Annotated in this window: 15 protein-coding genes and 1 pseudogene; 5 read left to right on the top strand and 11 right to left on the bottom strand. The window is 48.3% G+C overall.

The features are described from left to right. Window positions 1-205: 205 nt before the first annotated feature. Window positions 206-361 (top strand): DUF2986 domain-containing protein, encoded by a 156-nt coding sequence (locus AC5YBX_RS00425; RefSeq protein ID WP_110458832.1) that lies wholly within the window; start codon window positions 206-208, stop codon window positions 359-361. A 273-nt stretch (window positions 362-634) separates the two neighbouring features. After that, window positions 635-1,858: a sodium/glutamate symporter gene (gene gltS / locus AC5YBX_RS00430; protein WP_494520380.1), complete on the top strand. Its 1,224-nt coding sequence runs from the start codon at window positions 635-637 to the stop codon at window positions 1,856-1,858. Window positions 1,859-1,980: 122 nt separating this feature from the next. Here gltS and AC5YBX_RS00435 read toward each other — a convergent pair whose 3' ends face one another. After that, window positions 1,981-4,521, bottom strand: coding sequence for a M14 family zinc carboxypeptidase (locus AC5YBX_RS00435; protein ID WP_494524209.1), 2,541 nt, complete (start codon window positions 4,519-4,521; stop codon window positions 1,981-1,983). A 204-nt stretch (window positions 4,522-4,725) separates the two neighbouring features. Between AC5YBX_RS00435 and nfuA the strand changes: the two genes are divergently transcribed. Then, the gene (nfuA, locus tag AC5YBX_RS00440; RefSeq protein ID WP_110458715.1) at window positions 4,726-5,304 is read left to right on the top strand and encodes a Fe-S biogenesis protein NfuA; all 579 of its coding nucleotides are present in this window, start codon (window positions 4,726-4,728) and stop codon (window positions 5,302-5,304) included. 108 nt (window positions 5,305-5,412) lie between these two features. Here nfuA and AC5YBX_RS00445 read toward each other — a convergent pair whose 3' ends face one another. Next, complete coding sequence (locus AC5YBX_RS00445; RefSeq protein WP_475515474.1) at window positions 5,413-6,756, bottom strand: MATE family efflux transporter; 1,344 nt, start codon at window positions 6,754-6,756, stop codon at window positions 5,413-5,415. Window positions 6,757-6,778: 22 nt separating this feature from the next. Here AC5YBX_RS00445 and AC5YBX_RS00450 point away from each other — a divergent pair, with 22 nt between their 5' ends. After that, window positions 6,779-7,825, top strand: a complete 1,047-nt coding sequence (locus AC5YBX_RS00450) for a polysaccharide deacetylase family protein (protein ID WP_494524210.1) — start codon at window positions 6,779-6,781, stop codon at window positions 7,823-7,825. 60 nt (window positions 7,826-7,885) lie between these two features. On the opposite strand, the gene AC5YBX_RS00455 is transcribed toward AC5YBX_RS00450, so the two are convergent. The 5 genes from AC5YBX_RS00455 to AC5YBX_RS00475 form a co-directional block, all read right to left on the bottom strand. Beyond that, entirely contained in the window at window positions 7,886-8,539 is a 654-nt protein-coding gene (locus AC5YBX_RS00455; protein WP_494524211.1) for an SCO family protein, read from the bottom strand. Continuing rightward, complete coding sequence (cyoE, locus tag AC5YBX_RS00460; protein ID WP_110458711.1) at window positions 8,530-9,432, bottom strand: heme o synthase; 903 nt, start codon at window positions 9,430-9,432, stop codon at window positions 8,530-8,532. The genes AC5YBX_RS00455 and cyoE overlap by 10 nt, the downstream gene beginning before the upstream one ends. Window positions 9,433-9,443: 11 nt before the next feature. Beyond that, on the bottom strand, window positions 9,444-10,427 hold the full coding sequence (locus tag AC5YBX_RS00465) for a COX15/CtaA family protein (RefSeq protein WP_494520374.1): 984 nt from the start codon (window positions 10,425-10,427) through the stop codon (window positions 9,444-9,446). Further along, entirely contained in the window at window positions 10,427-10,972 is a 546-nt protein-coding gene (locus tag AC5YBX_RS00470; RefSeq protein WP_494520373.1) for a redox-active disulfide-containing membrane protein, read from the bottom strand. The genes AC5YBX_RS00465 and AC5YBX_RS00470 overlap by 1 nt, the downstream gene beginning before the upstream one ends. Before the next feature lie 180 nt (window positions 10,973-11,152). Then, on the bottom strand, window positions 11,153-11,899 hold the full coding sequence (locus AC5YBX_RS00475) for an SURF1 family protein (RefSeq protein WP_494524212.1): 747 nt from the start codon (window positions 11,897-11,899) through the stop codon (window positions 11,153-11,155). On the opposite strand from AC5YBX_RS00475, the gene AC5YBX_RS00480 reads away from it, so the two are divergent. Next, complete coding sequence (locus tag AC5YBX_RS00480; protein ID WP_494520371.1) at window positions 11,898-12,116, top strand: DUF2909 family protein; 219 nt, start codon at window positions 11,898-11,900, stop codon at window positions 12,114-12,116. The genes AC5YBX_RS00475 and AC5YBX_RS00480 overlap by 2 nt on opposite strands. On the opposite strand, the gene AC5YBX_RS00485 is transcribed toward AC5YBX_RS00480, so the two are convergent. From AC5YBX_RS00485 to coxB, 4 genes and pseudogenes are all read right to left on the bottom strand, one after another. Beyond that, complete coding sequence (locus AC5YBX_RS00485; RefSeq protein ID WP_494524213.1) at window positions 12,117-12,992, bottom strand: cytochrome c oxidase subunit 3; 876 nt, start codon at window positions 12,990-12,992, stop codon at window positions 12,117-12,119. Further along, on the bottom strand, window positions 12,989-13,558 hold the full coding sequence (locus AC5YBX_RS00490) for a cytochrome c oxidase assembly protein (protein ID WP_494524214.1): 570 nt from the start codon (window positions 13,556-13,558) through the stop codon (window positions 12,989-12,991). The genes AC5YBX_RS00485 and AC5YBX_RS00490 overlap by 4 nt, the downstream gene beginning before the upstream one ends. Before the next feature lies 1 nt (window position 13,559). Next, window positions 13,560-15,170 carry a cytochrome c oxidase subunit I gene (gene ctaD / locus AC5YBX_RS00495; protein ID WP_119978694.1) on the bottom strand — a complete coding sequence of 537 codons (1,611 nt, stop codon included), beginning with the start codon at window positions 15,168-15,170 and terminating at the stop codon, window positions 13,560-13,562. An 18-nt stretch (window positions 15,171-15,188) separates the two neighbouring features. Beyond that, window positions 15,189-16,301: pseudogene (coxB, locus tag AC5YBX_RS00500) on the bottom strand (cytochrome c oxidase subunit II); the annotation flags it as partial. Window positions 16,302-16,513: the final 212 nt, after the last annotated feature.

Raw genomic sequence — 16,513 nt, forward strand, 5'->3', positions numbered from 1 at the left:
AGCATAGTTAAGGCTGTGCTTTTTTGTGGGCGAATTTTAGTAATGCCTTTTTCTTTACTGTATGATTTAAAATGATTTAATATTTGAGTTTACTTAATAGTTTGAGATATATCACACAACTACGCTAGTAGATGCTTGCTTTAAAAATGTACTGACGTGGCGCTGCAGGCTCACAAATAGCCATTTTTGGGGTATACTCGCCGCCATGAATAGAAAGAAAAAAATCAATCAAACCCTAAAAGCTAAGGCGAAGAAAGCGAACGCTAAGCTTCATCACACAGGTAAGCCTAAATATATTTCGAAGGCTGAACGTGAGCGTTTAGCGGTTGAGATTGAACATTCATCCGAAAATGCGTCTTAGCACTAAGCGCATAAATTTACCCAATTTCATTTTCCAGTCACTGAGATAATTACCCATTGTTAACTTGTTCGGATGCGTTGCAGAATGACTCTGTTGGCGTCTCTGGATAGCGCGTGGCGTTTAAACGATTATGCTTAATCAATCGTTACCGCACTAAATGGGATTGTTTTAACCGCCAGACTCATTTTGTTATGAGCCCGGCGCATAGGGTGAGGCCGCGATAGACGCTGTAGTATCGGTCGTTGCGGACGGTTTTGCCGAAATAGGAGTGTTATGAATACTGTTTATTCTGTTGGAGAGTTAGAGTCGTTTCTGGTGGCCATTTTAGTGCTGTTTATCGGTCACTCGGTCAATCGTCATGTGCCTGTATTTAAAAAATATAATATCCCAGAGCCCATAGTTGGCGGTTTAATTATCGCTGCGATTATCGCCATACTGCATTTTAATCAGATCTCGTTAGAGTTTACGCTGTCGATGCAAAACACCTTGATGATGATGTTTTTTGCCACAGTGGGTTTAGCGGCAAGTTACAAATTATTGATGAAAGGCGGTACTAAGGTCTTTCTCTTTTTAGGTATCGCCTCTCTTTATATTGTGATTCAAAATGCGGTGGGAGTTGGCATGGCTTCCGCATTAGGGCTAGAACCTCTAATGGGCTTAATTGCAGGGTCAATTACCCTGTCGGGGGGCCATGGTACAGGCGCCGCTTGGGCGCAAACCTTCTCTAACAATTATGGTATCAATACCCTTGAGTTTGCGATGGCTGCAGCCACGTTTGGGCTCGTGATGGGCGGTATTATTGGTGGCCCCGTTGCGCAGCGACTCATCAATAAACATGGCCTAGTTTCCTCTTATGGCGTGGGGGGCAACCATCATAAAGATCACCCAGATTTGGTGACTTATGATCAATTAGAAGAAGACCGAGTTACCGCTAAGAGCATTCTTGAGGTGTTGTTTATTTTGCTGCTCTGTGTGGGCGGTGCTAAGTGGTTTAGCTCGTTGGTGAGTATGTTCGAACTCAGCTGGTTACGGATGCCAGACTTTGTTTATGCGCTGTTTTTTGGCGTGATGATCACCAATATCACCGAGCTATCGCGTGGCTATAAAATTAATAGCGAAAGCGTGGATGTAATTGGTACCGTGTCTTTATCGCTGTTTTTGTCTATGGCATTGATGAACTTAAAGCTGTGGGAAATTTTTGACCTCGCGGTGCCGCTATTGATTATTTTACTCATTCAAACGGTAGTGTTGGCGCTATTTGCCTACTTTGTTACCTTTAAACTGATGGGCAGTAATTATGATGCCGCAGTGATGGCAGGTGGCCACTGTGGTTTTGGTATGGGGGCGACGCCAACCGCAGTGATGAATATGGGGGCATTAGTCTCGAGAACCGGGCCTTCGCCACAAGCCTTTATGGTGGTGCCCATTGTGGGTGCTTTCTTTATCGATATCGTCAATGTGGTTATTTTAAAAGGCTACTTGAGCTTTATCATGTAAGCACTTAGTGGTGTAAGCATTAGCATGGCGCGCCATGTTGCTCGCTTTGCTTAAACGACCTAACGACACACGGCACTTACTTAAGTAAGTGCCGTGTGTCGTTAAGCAGTAAGTGGGTGGCTTCAGTGCAGCGCCGGAATGAAATAGAGGCTGTTACTGTAGACCTTTTGCGCGTCGAGCCAGCTATTTCTAAACAGTAGGTTATCGGTTAGCGCCACTATCGCTCCCTGACCATGGCGTTCAACTCGAATGGCTGGTGTTTGGCTCAAGCTGCGTTGATATTCCTTTGCCAGATAGCCATCCAGTAGCGGTTCATCAGCGTAATTCGCGGCGGTGGTAAAGGCGCTTGAACCGGCGAGTAATCCCAGTGGCTTATTCTTGAGTATCGGCAGAGTGCTGCCTTGTAGGCCGAAATTAATCGGGTGAGAGGTATCAAGAGCCAGTGCCAGTATGGCTCCGCCAATCGCTTGGCGTGCCTGTAGTGTCGCTTGCTCTTCAAAGCGCATGCCATCAGTGGCAAATAGCTGTTCAAATGCGCGTGGATTTCTCACATCACTCTTTAATAAGTTGCCTTTGCTTAGCCAGCTTAAGGCCCCCTTTTGCGCCACGATCACCCCGCCATTATTAACAAACTGCCCCAGTTTACGGGCGAGCTTTTCATCGACATTTTGATAGCTGCCATCGGCAAGAAACAGATGGGTGTATCGGTTAAGGGGCAGACTCGGCAAGCGAGACACATCCACTTGAGTGAGCGGCGCCGCCAAATGTTGATCCATAAAATACCCTAGCTCACCCACTTCTGACGCCGAGGTACCATAACCTGTGATCACCACAGCTTTGATTGGCGCAATAGGGTGAAAATCAGGACTGCCTAAATCGATACCTGATAACGCGCGGCTACTGGTAACCGTGGCCATGGTGAGCCGATGGTGAGTGGCGAGCGAAATAAGCAGTTCTTTTAATGGTGCGCTCGCCATGGTTTGACGACCTAGGGCGATTTGCAATGTGCCGGCGGTAAAATCGCTCTCACCAGTTGCGGTCATGATACTGAATGGTTTGGCGGCAAATTTTACTTTAACCCCATGACTAAGGAGCTGCTGTAGTACGGTCGCCGCATGATGTTGTCGCCAATCAATGAGCACGGCTACGCTGTCAGCAGCAATGCTTAGTGGCGCGTCAAGCGGGCGCTGGCTGCTGAGTGTATCCACATCTAGGCTGACATCGCGGGCCAGTTGTAAATGATAGGCGTAGGTGAAGTTCCAACTGGAGACATCATAAAAGGTGGCATCGTCGAATTCGGTGCGTTGATCAAATAGTGCCAGTAGTAGACTTTTTTGCGGCTGATTAATCGGGATAAATAGGCTATCGCGCGGCGCGTAATCATGGCGTCCTTGGCGCAGACCTTCTCGCAGGTAAAAAAATAGGATCTGATGCTGCTGTAACACCTGGGCTAAGTCATCGCGCCGGCCCGGATCGTGACTCGTGCTGATCAATAAGCCGCTTTCGCGCCCCGAAGGCTGATGCTTATCCTTACGTTGATAAAAGCGTGTTTGAAACTGTTGTAACTCTTGTTTAAGCGCTAACGCGCCTTTAAGGCTGGAAAACGACGTCGCCACTTGGTTTGCAATCGCCTGTTCAAAAACCAGCATGCCATTGTCAGATTCCTGTTGCTGTCCACGTACACTGGCCTGCTCAAACAGCATCCCGACAGAGCCGTTGATATCAGGGTAGGTTGAGCCTTTACCATAGTAAAAGTCATCAAACATTTGTTGGCTAAAATAGGGTTGCTGCCGTGTATCGAGCGCCTTGGCATGGTAAGCGGCTAGTTTAAGGGTCAGTTGTTGATTTTCTTCTGGGGTCAGCGGATGAGTGCGTTTAGGCACTCCAGGTTGAAAGAAGTAACTTTGGTTGTGGCCCATTTCATGAAAGTCGCCAACATAGTGGGGTTGCCAGCGATGAAACAGGGCGATGCGTGCGCGCGTCTCCGGATGGCGCAAGAACAGCCAGTCACGATTAAGGTCGGCAAAATAATGATTTGAACGCCCAGCGGGCCAATTTTGTTGATGTTCATTATGGTTGCCATCACTGTTTTTTACTTTGCCAGTGTAGTTATTGGCCCAAGTAGAAAAGCGGTCTAAACCATCAGGGTTTTGGGTTGGGGTAATGAGTACCACAGCGTTATCGAGCAAGTCGATAACCCAAGGCTCTTGGCTACTACTGAGCTGATGGCTCACAGTTAATGCGGCATGCGCACCACTGGCTTCGTCACCATGAATGCTATAGGCCAACCAGATGATCAAGGGCCCCGTTTGTGGCTGGCCGCTTTTAACTTGTGCGCGCTGAGCCATGATCTGTTTAAGATTGGCTTGGTTTACTGCCGAGGTGATCACCGCCGTGAGTTGTGAGCGGGCTTCATGGCTGTTGCCAGTCGACTCGAGGCTAACCCGAGGGCTTTGGCGTGCTAACTGCTTGAGATAGAAGTTTATTTGGTCGTGCCGTAGATGCCAGCTGCCTAGTGGATAACCTAAAAACTGGCTCGGTGATTCGATGGCCGAGGTTGTTTCTAAAGCAGATGTGGCGATAGTCACATTTTGATTAATCGATGCTGCTTGAGCAATAAGTGGCGTAAAAAACAGCAGCAGTAGGCAGAGTCGCAGCATCATTAGAGTCTTTATTATTGTATATAAAGGTTAAATTAACAGCTCGGTCAAGTCGTTACTATAGCCAGTAGTCACTTTATACGACACTTTTTAGACAAAAAATTACTGACTAATCGCCATAGGGGCTACAAAGCTGATAGGAGTCGGAGTATCATAGCGGTAATTCTTACTAAAACACTCGGGTTTAACCTGACGGAGCATGTCTTAATGATCACCATTTCCGATGCAGCTCAGGCACATTTTGTAAAGCTACTCGCTGATCAGCCTGAAGGAACTCATATTCGCGTATTTGTTATCAGCCCTGGTACTCCATCGGCAGAGTGCGGCGTGTCTTATTGCCCACCCGATGCCGTTGAAGCCGATGATATCGAGCTAGAGTTTAATGGTTTTCATGCCATGGTTGATGAAAAGAGCGCTCCTTTTCTGGAAGATGCCTCAATTGATTTCGTCACCGATCAACTCGGTTCGCAACTGACGCTCAAAGCGCCTAATGCCAAGATGCGTAAAGTCGATAATGATGCGCCATTGAAAGAGCGTATCGAGTACGTGATTCAATCTGAAATCAATCCACAGCTGGCTAGCCATGGTGGTAACATCATGCTGGTTGAAATCGATGCCGCAGGCGTTGCTGTACTCCAATTTGGTGGTGGATGTAACGGTTGTTCTATGGTTGATGTGACTCTGAAGGATGGTATCGAGAAGCAACTACTTGATATGTTCCCAGGCGAATTGACTGGCGTACGTGATGTGACAGAACATCAGCATGGCGACCATTCATACCAGTAATCTTATTGGATGAATTCTGCTTGTTGCAGGATGACGTTTATTACGGGATGACTTAGGTCATCCCGTTTTATTTTGTCGCCAATGGTGCATCACCATCCTATGGGGGCGCTAGGCCTGCATTAATCTGGTTTTTAAACGATAGTGATAATGCCATGCAAGGGTGACACTTCTGGCAAGCATAAACACACTCATCGCGGCCCATAAGGCATGATTACCACTGTCTTGCAGTAGCCACCATGTGGGAAAAAACACGCCAAAGGTCGACAATATCATGCTATTACGCATGGTGGCACCTTCGGCTGCGCCAATATAAACACCATCAAACAGGTAAGAGCCAAACGCCAAAAACGGCATAAATATCACCCAAATCAGGTACTCTTGTGCCACTTGCTGCACCGCATCAATACTGGTGAGGAGGGTAATGAATTCTCCGCCTAGTGTGGCAAAGCATAATACAAATAGCAGGGCAGCGATGGCTGACCATAGGGTGGCTAATGTCACCGCCCCTGACATTCGCTGTGGATTGTGTTCGCCAAAGGCCCGCCCCACTTCAGCCTCGGCGTAGTAGGCGATACCATCTAAGGCATAGGAAATTAACAATAATAGGTTGAGTAATACCGCATTGGCCGCGACGGTATTGTCGCCTAAGCTGGCGCCTTCGAAGGTCATAAAGGCAAATGTGAGTTGTAAGCAGAGGCTACGAATAAAGATATCGCGATTGAGTCCCAAGAGTTTGTGGTAGCTGCGAAGTGATAATTGGCGACATAAAGTGAGTAGGTGAAAGCCACCCTGTTTGGCAATCACTCGGGACACCATGGTCGCCGCTACCGCAAAGCCCGTGATATCGGCAAATACCGATGCCCATGCCGCACCCTGTACGCCCCAATCGAATGCGATAACAAATAACAGATCCAATAAAATATTGGTACAATTGGCCGCGATCAGTTGCCACATGGCGGCTTTGGGTTGTTGCCTTCCGAGGAGCCACCCCAGCATGGCTAAGTTCATCAGCGCAAAGGGAGTCGACCAGATCCGTATATGAAAGTAAGCCTGGCTGTAATAGAGTACCTCGGCGCTCGCATCAGATAGTGATAGTGCCAAGGTCATAATAGGCGACTGAAATAAGATAGCTGCAGTTCCCAGTAACAGGGCTAAACTGGCCGATTGCAACAACAGTCGATATTGCGCTTGCGTGTCGCCAGCCCCAAAGGCCTGTGCCACCAAACCTGTGGTAGACATGCGCAGAAACCCCAGTACCCATAAGAGCAAAGTAATAAGGGTTGAGCCGACAGCAACACCCCCTAAATAATAAGCGTTACTCAGATGTCCCACCACGGCCGTATCGACTAAGCCTAATAAGGGCACGGTAATGTTTGACAGAATCATGGGCAAAGCAAGTGCAAGCAAATGCCTGTTTTTCTGTTTATCTAACAGTAAATTAACTAGGGACATAGATTCTCAGAGGTTACTTAATATGTTAAAACGCGTTTTAGTTACGCTGATATGCTGCTTGAGCTTTTCGGCTCAGGCGGTGGTGATTTTACAGTATCATCATGTGTCAGAAGATACACCTAGGGTCACCAGTGTGACGCCATTAGAGTTTCGTCAACAGATGGCCTACCTGAGTGATAATGGCTTTACCGTTATCCCTCTGTCAGAGGTGGTCGATGGACTCAAAGCCGATAAAGCCTTTGCCGATAAAACGGTGGCGATCACTTTCGATGATGGCTATCAAAACATTGCCGATAATGCCCATCCAATTTTAAAAGAATATGGTTTTCCTTACACCATCTTTATCGCTGTCGAGCCAATAGAGCAGCAATATCGTGATGTGATGAATTGGACGACCTTGAAGCTGTTAGCCGCTGATGGCGTCGAGTTGGCGAACCACAGTTGGGGGCATGAGCATTTGATCCGTCGTCTCGACGGTGAAACCGAATCCGATTGGTTGACGCGTATTGAAACTAATCTGTTGGCAACCGAAGCGCAAATAGTGGCGAAAACGGGTCAGAGTTTGAAGATGTTGGCTTACCCTTATGGCGAATATAACGCGGCGATAGAAGCATTGCTGAGCAAGCTAGGCTTTGTCGGGTTTGGGCAACAGTCGGGGGCCGCAGGCCATTATTCTAGCTTAACGGCGTTACCTCGCTTCCCGGTGGCGGGCACCTATGCGGATCTGTCTAGCTTAAAAGTGAAGTTGTACAGTTTAAACATGCCGGTATTGGCATTGTCTCCGTCGAATACCGAGCTAGCGCTAGGTGATTGGCGTCCAGAGATGAAGGTTAAGCTAGACATGAGTGATATCTACCCTCACCAGTTGATGTGCTTTATACAAGGACAGGGAGCCGCTAAGCCACTGTGGGTAAGTGAAGATGAGTTTGTTGTGCGCGCAGGACTCGACCTGCCACCAGGTCGGTCACGCTACAACTGTACTGCGCCCAGTAAGCAAAGTGGGCGTTACTATTGGTTCTCCCAAGCTTGGGTGCGACCTAAAAACGACGGTACTTGGGTTAAAGAGTAGCAGGCGTTAGCTTAAAGCCAATGATACGGCGTTATCCATGCGGGCGATGCAGCTTGCTGTTTACAGCGCGTCATTGGCGGTGAGTTGCTGCAGGTCGGCGACCAAGTTTTGGGTTGAGATCTGCGGCAGGCTGCTGAGTTGTGTCAGCTTAGGTTTAACCGTCGCGTAGCGTTCACCTTGCGGTGAGATGAGTGTCATCGAGGCGCTATGATCTACCTGATAATTCTCCCCCTCGCCAACCATGGCATAAACAAATCCAAGCTCGCGGGTCAGCGGCAGTAGCTGCGCGTGTGGCGCGGTGACCGCTATAAAGTCAGAATTAAAAAAATTCACATAATCTAATAACTTATCTGGCGTATCACGGCTCGGATCTACAGATAAAAAGATCACTTGTAAATCCAGCTCCGGCGGTAAGCTCTGCACTGCGGCGGCCAGTTTTGCCATCGTAGTAGGGCACACATCGGGGCATGAGGTATAGCCGACAAACACCAGACTCCATTTATGTAATAATTGTTGGTTGGTAAATGCTTGCCCATGTTGGTCAACTAAGTTGAACTGTGATAAAGGCCGTTTAGTGGGATATAAATAGCTGGTGGTTAAGCTTAATGGCGGCGTCGCTGTTTGGTTAAGTGTATAAGCGGTTATCGCCCCCAATGTTGCACACACCAGTAGTATGCCCAGCAGCACAATTTTTTTCACAGGCGTTAACTCCATAAATAGTGGTCGACTAACAAAATTAAAAATAAGGCCATAAGATGGTAAATGGAAAATCGAAACACTTGCATTGCTAATTCCGGCTTATCGCGATATTTGAGCTGCCACGCCTTGTAGATAAAGCCACAGCTAAGCAGTGTCGAACCGATTAAGTAGAGCGGGCCGCACATACCAACCAGCACAGGATAAAGGCAGGCAAGAGCCAATAATATGGTATAGAGCAAGATGCAGGTTTTAGTAAACTCAACGCCGTGAGTCACCGGCAGCATAGGCACATCCACCTTGGCATATTCGGTTTTACGGTGAATCGCTAATGCCCAAAAGTGGGGCGGGGTCCAGGCAAAAATGATGATCACCAATAACAGGGCATTAGCATGAAACTCGCCAGTGATGGCGGTCCAACCTAATAGTGGCGGCATGGCTCCTGCGAGTCCGCCTACGACAATATTTTGTGGTGTCGCGCGCTTTAGGTAGGCGGTGTAGATCACCGCATAGCCAACGAGACTGGCAAATGTTAACCAAGCGGTGAGTGGATTGACTAAGGCATACAAAAGGATAAAGCCCAGCAATGCCATAGTGGTAGCAAATATCATCGCTTTAACGATGGAGATACGGCCTTTAGGCAGTGGGCGATTGTAGGTGCGCGCCATGAGACCATCTATACGGCGATCAATAAGATGATTATAGGCCGCAGCCGCCCCAGCCATCATGCCGATACCCACAAGGCCAGCAACCAAAGGTTGCAGAGGGACAGCCCCTGGCACGGCTAAGCACATACCCACCAATACCGTAAGTAACATTAACGCCACCACTTTAGGCTTGGTCATCTCTAAATAGGCGCGCCATTGAATATGGCTGGCTGCTGGATTGCTGAGCGTTATCGGTTTTGTCATCGCTGCCTCGCTTATGCTTTACGCCACAGGGTGTAATTAATAAAGATCATGGTCAGCAGCAATAAAGCTGCCCCCGCGTTATGAGCCACGGCAATGCCAAGCGGCAGATGCAGCACGACATTGGCGATCCCCAGCCCCACTTGTATTACTAGTAAGGTGGTAAGCACCCAAGCGCTGCGCTTAATCATGGCCGATCTTGCCTGTATCAATAGCCGATAGGCGAGCCAGAGAAGCAGTGTGGCGGTGATAATCGCGCCCATCCGGTGCGTGACATGTATGGTCATGCGTGATGCGTAATCGAGCACCCCAAATTCGTAGCTGCCTTCTGTTTGGTAGAACAAGTTGAACGCTTGCAGGGGTTGCAGATTATTGAGCCAGTCGCCCTCGCAGATGGGTAACGCAGTACAGGCGAGGGCGGCGTAATTAGATGAGGTCCAGCCGCCAAGCATAATTTGCAGCACTAACACGACAAGGCAGAGTAGTGCGAAGGGCGCGAGTTTTCTCACTTGAGGATCTCCCCCTACAATGCGCAACGGTGTGGTGCGTAAATACAAGAGCCATAACAGCGACAGTAAGCTAAAGCCGCCAATGAGGTGTGACATCACCACTATAGGCATCAGCTGCATGGTGACCGTCCACATGCCCAGTGCCGCCTGAAATAGGAGTAGGAGTGCGATAACGCTAGGCAGTTTTTTAGGGGCATCTTGAATTTTAAAACTGATATATAAAATATACAGTACCAGTAGCCCAAGGGTACCGGCAATATAGCGGTGTATCATCTCTAGCCAGGCTTTTTGGGTATCGACTGTATGCTCGGGGAAGGCTTGCTGCACTTGGCTTAATTCATGGCTTTGTGTAGGCACTTTTAGCATGCCGTAGCAGCCGGGCCAGTCTGGGCAACCAAGCCCAGCATCAGACAAGCGGGTATAGGCGCCCATTAAGATGACACATAAGGTAAATACTAATGTGAGTTTTAGCAGTGGCGTCATCTGCATTAGCCTATCCTCGATAATTTAAGCATCTTGCGTAAATCTGCCACCATGGCCTTACCCAGTAATACTTGCTGATCTTTAGTGTCCACCTGCTGATAACGCATCACCATAGCCCCAAGGGGGTCGACAATGATCAGCTGTTGCTGCGCCAGTAGTGCGCTAACGTCATGACTGGCCTTGGCGGTAGCAAAGTCAAACCCCTCAAGAGCGGGGCGATCGCTATTTTCTTGCAGCAAAATAATGGGGGTGACTCTTAATTGGTCACGTCCTAGGGCAATATGACTTTGGTGTAAAATATACAGGCGGTTGAGGCAAGGGCTATCACAGTGTGCGGGTAACAAGTAGATCATCTGCCATGATTTGGGATGAGGGTTACTCATGTCGAGCTGGCTATATGTGGTATCAGGCATCAGCAGTTCGCCCTTGTTGGTCGCTCCACCGTGATACAGGTTCATGCTGAGCACCAACTTAGCCGCCACCACAGGTAGCACAAATACCAGTAGCAGTATCAATAATGGTTTAGTGCTTTTATGCTTGGGGGAGTTCATCTTAGCTCCTCTTGTTGATCACTTTGTGGCTGACATGGACTCAGCGCAGAAAAAGGCCAACTTCCCGAGACGGCTAGGAAGTGATTACAGGGTGCGGTATCGATAATCGCTGTATTTATGTTCTAACCTACAAGGTCTTGTGATGTTAAGCAACTGCTGAATATTGCCTTGTTTCGTTATTTATTTTGACGCTAAACTACTGTTTTTTAAATTCATTCTCCATACGTATCCCATGAGTAAGGCGAAGGCGGCCGCCATTGCAAACCACTGTAATGCATAGCCGTGATGCTTGTGAGCACTCAAGGGGGTGGGCTGCCAAGGGTGTGCTAACTCTATCGGTAGCCTAGAGGTGGGTTGCAAGACCGCTGGGGCCAAGTGATGCTGTAACTGCTGTTGCAGTGCCGTAATATAGAGGTTTTGAATACGCATAGGATCACCGGGCTCAGCAAATAGCTGCTCGCTCAGTGGGTTGAGAGATTTTTGATATAGCCTGCCACTTAAGGAGAGTGAGCTCGTTATTGGCTGCACTTGAGGTAAGATGCGCCGATCGACTCCACCAGGAACAAAGCCTAATTCAACCAGTAATGCCGTTTGATACGAGGCAACCTGCATCACTTGCAGCACCAAATAACCGACTTTGCCGTTATAGACTTGGTTGTCGAGCAGAATAATGGGGGTATCGGTTGGGTTGACGTCGACCTTTAAACGGTAACCCGTTAGGGTCGTATCTGGTGCCATAGCCAGCAGTTGGGCATATGACAGTGGCGCAGAGGCTTGGCGAGCGGTTAATTGCTGCTGCCATGCGACTTTTTCATCGGCACGACTGAGCTGCCAAAACCCGAGCTTGACCAAGATGCTAAACACCAGCACAGTAACACAAACAACCAAGGCGGTTGTCCATGACAACCCACGTTTAGGAGCCTGCATGAGTGCAATATTGCTATTTAAAGTCGTGCTAGTGTTACTGCTTTTTTTCATCATTTTTAATCTTGGGCGTGCGTTGTTTATCTTAGTGAAAGGGGATAGTAAGGTACCCATGAGCCAATATTTAGGCCGCCGGGTATTGTTTTCGCTATTGGTGATCCTACTGCTGTTACTGGCACTAGGCTTGGGGCTAATTGCTCCCAACCCTAGGCCTTATTAGCTACAGCACATACACAAAAATAAATAAGCATAGCCAGACCACATCGACAAAATGCCAATACCAACTGCCCGCCTGAAAAGCAAAGTGCTTATCTGGGGTGAAGTGACCTTTTAACACTCTAAAAAACAACACCAATAAGAAGATGGTGCCTAAGGTCACGTGCATGCCGTGGAAACCGGTGAGCAAGAAAAAGGTGTTGCCATAAACGCCAGAGGAGAGGGTCAGCCCCATCTCCTGATAAGCATGAGCATATTCTTCAACCTGTAACAGTAAGAAGGCCAACCCGAGTAAGATGGTCAGCCCCAACCACAGGGTGAGGGCGGTGCGTTTCCCCTTTTCAAGACTAACATGGGCAAAGTGTAAGGTGACCGATGATGTGAGTAATATGATGGTGTTGTACAGTGGTAAGCCCGTCCACCCCATTGCTTGGGTTTTGGTGCCATCTGGCGTGGTGACCAAGGGCCACATCGCTTCAAAGGTAGGCCACAACACTTCGTGTGTCATGGCGTTATTGGAGGCTCCGCCTAGCCATGGCACGGCTATCATACGGGCATAGAGTAACGCGCCAAAAAAAGCGGCAAAAAACATCACCTCCGAAAAAATAAACCAGCTCATCCCTTGGCGAAACGATCTGTCCATCTGTTTCGAATAGAGTCCCGCCATCGATTCGTCAATCACGGTTCTGAACCAGCCAAAAATCATATACACAATCACTGCAATTCCGGCAGTCAGAATATAACCGCCGCTCGATTGCTCGCTATTGAGCTGCTGTATATAAGTGCCTGCCCCAAAGGCGATTAAAAATAGCCCGATGGCGCCTATTATGGGCCAGGCACTTTGCGCTGGCACATAATAGTGTTCGTGTTTAGTGGTCATTTTGCCGCTCCTTGCTCAACAGCGCCGACATAACCCTTGTCGGTAATGTTGTAGAGAGTATAGGAAAGTGTCAGCGTCGATATCGTGTCTGGTAGATCGGGATCGACATAGAAAATTAGCGGTAATGCAGCACTACCTTGCGCCGCTAACAGCTGCTGATTAAAGCAGAAACACTCGGTTTTATTAAAGTAGGCTGCCCCCTGCCCAGGTGAAACCGAGGGAATGGCTTGGCCTACGGTGGTCGCGAGCGCTAGGCTCTTAGCGTTAAAGTTGGTGCGTACAAGCTCACCAGGGTGAACCTGCATACGTTTGACTTCGGGCGTAAATTCCCATGGCATATCCTGTTGTATGTTAGCCATAAATTCGACGGTTATCACTCGCGACGTATCTATGGTCATTGGCTTGTAAGTCGACGCTGTCGATTGTGTTTTACCGTTAATCCCCAATTGTTCACACAGCACGTCGTATAACGGCACCAAGGCAAATCCAAAGCCAAACATGCCTATGGCACCAGTCATTAGCCAGATGATCAGCTTACGATTTGATGTTGCCGGGGGCTGAGACATCTTATTTCACCTCGGGAGGAGTCGAGAATGAGTGATAAGGAGCCGGGCTTGGCAGCGTCCACTCTAACCCCTCAGCACCATCCCAAGGTTTAGCTGGTGCTTTTTCACCGCCCTTGATGCACTTAATCACTAAGGCGAGAAAGATAAACTGCGATAGCCCGAAAGCGAAGCCGCCAATAGAGACAATTTGGTTAACATCAGCAAATTGAATTGCATAATCAGGAATTCGACGCGGCATTCCCGCGAGTCCTAAAAAGTGCATAGGGAAAAACAACACGTTAACTGAGATAACCGAACACCAAAAATGCAGTTTACCCAGCTTCTCGTCATACATATGTCCAGTCCATTTAGGTAGCCAATAATAGGCGGCGGCCATAATGGAGAAGATGGCCCCTGTGACCAATACATAATGGAAGTGAGCCACCACGAAATAGGTATCGTGATACTGGAAATCCACCGGAGTAATGGCTAGCATCAACCCCGAAAATCCGCCTATGGTGAACAGTATGATAAAGGCGATGGCAAACAACATAGGTGTTTCAAAACTGAGTGATCCGCGCCACATGGTGGCGACCCAATTAAAGACCTTAACCCCAGTTGGCACCGCGATGAGCATAGTACAATACATAAAAAACAGCTCAGCAAATACTGGCATGCCGGTGGTAAACATATGGTGTGCCCAAACCAAGAAGGATAAAATCGCAATACTGGCAGTGGCATAAACCATAGAGGAGTAACCAAAGAGACGTTTGCGACTAAAGGCGGGCACAATAGCCGATATGATACCAAATGAAGGTAAGATCATAATGTAGACTTCAGGGTGGCCGAAGAACCAGAAAATATGTTGGAACATCACAGGATCGCCGCCACCTGCTGCATCAAAGAAGCTGGTGCCAAAATATTTATCCGTCAGTACCATAGTGACCACCCCAGCAAGCACAGGCATGACGGCGATCAACAAGAAAGCGGTGATTAACCAGGTCCACACAAATAGCGGTAATTTCATCCAGCTCATGCCGGGGGCGCGCATATTCACAATCGTCACCACCACGTTGATGGCTCCCATGATGGAGCTGATCCCCATAATATGGATCGAAAATACAAACAGTGCCGTGCTATCGGGGCTATAAGTGGTGGATAGCGGAGCATAGAATGTCCAACCAAAGTTGGGCCCACCACCTTCCATAAAGAGTGAGCTTAATAATATGGTAAAGGCGAAGGGTAAAATCCAAAAGCTCCAGTTATTCATCCGTGGTAGCGCCATATCGGGCGCGCCAATCATCATGGGTATTAGCCAGTTTGCAAGCCCTGTAAAGGCGGGCATGACGGCACCAAACACCATGATCAAGCCGTGCACTGTGGTCATTTGATTAAAAAAGTTGGGCTCGACTAATTGTAATCCAGGCTGAAACAGTTCGGCTCGGATCACCATGGCCATGGCACCGCCAGTAAGAAACATAATAAAGCTGAACCATAGGTATAAGGTGCCGATATCTTTATGATTAGTGGTAAATAGCCAACGTTTTATGCCGGTTGGGTGAGCTTCGTGGTGTTCGTTAGACTCTTCAATATGAGCGGCATCCATATTGGCTTCGCGCGTTGTTGTATTCATCATGCCTCCCTATTGACCATGTTGACTAACGTCAGCGGCTTGGACGATATCACCGACATCATTGCCCCAAGCGTTACGCTCATATGTCACCACAGCCGCTATCTCCTGTGGTGTTAGCTGTCCAGCGAAGGCTTGCATTGCGGTGCCCGCCTTACCATTAACCACAATATCGATATGTGCTGTGACTGGGCCGGTGGCAATGGCGCTGGCTTTTAATCCGGGGAACACTCCTGGAAGTCCCATGCCATTTGGCTGGTGGCAGGCGGCGCAGCGTGCCATGTATATCTGCTCACCTTGGGTCATCAGTTCATCCATAGATAAGGTTTGCGATAACGAGGCTTCGGTTGCGGCGGCGGCGATTGTGGCTTGGTTTTTTTGCTCATCGATCCAGAGAGCAAAATCGGCCTCAGACAACACTTCAACCACTATGGGCATAAAGCCATGGTCCTTACCGCATAGTTCAGCACATTGGCCGCGGTACGTGCCGGGTTTATCCACGCGGGTCCAAGCTTCATTGATGAAACCGGGGTTAGCATCTTTTTTTACCGCAAAGGCTGGCACCCACCAAGAATGGATCACATCATCTGACGTCATCAAGAAACGCACTTTTTTATTAACGGGAAGCACTAGAGGTTTGTCGACTTCTAATAGATAGTTTTCGCCCTTCGTTTCACTGCCTTCAATTTGTGCTCTTGGGGTAGCGAGTAAACTGTAGTATTCGATATCGTGATCAAAATAACTGTAATGCCATTTCCACTGAGAACCTGTAACCTTGATGGTGATATCCGCATCGCTAGGGTCTTCCATGGCGATAAGAGTTTTAGTGGCAGGGATCGCCATCAGGATCAAGATGACAAAAGGGACGATAGTCCAAGCGATTTCGACTTTAGTGCTTTCATGAAAATTGGCAGCCACCGCACCTTTGGAGCGACGATGGTTAATGATGGAATAGATCATCACCCCAAACACTATGATGCCGATAGCGCAACAGATATAAAGAATGGTCATGTGAAGGCTAAAAACCTTGCCACTGATCTCAGTTACCCCTGGTGTCATATTAAGGGGCATATCGGCTGCGAATATGGGTGGGGCTAGTAATAACCCGAGCAAGCTATACCACAGATGCTTCACTAGACTTCTCCTCTGTCAATTGCGAAGGCAACTACAAAGAAAAGTTACACAGTATGTCTCGGCTCTATGCAAACTTTTCAGTTCCCAAAAAAGCAACGATGACTTCACAGTGCGCTGGTGGTATTGCTGTTGTTATTGCTGGTGGTTACCACGCTTGCACTTACGGCTGACTATATCAGGCTAATTTCCGCTTTATTGGACGCAGTGAGAGA

It is taken from the genome of Shewanella sp. 492 (assembly GCF_059338445.1).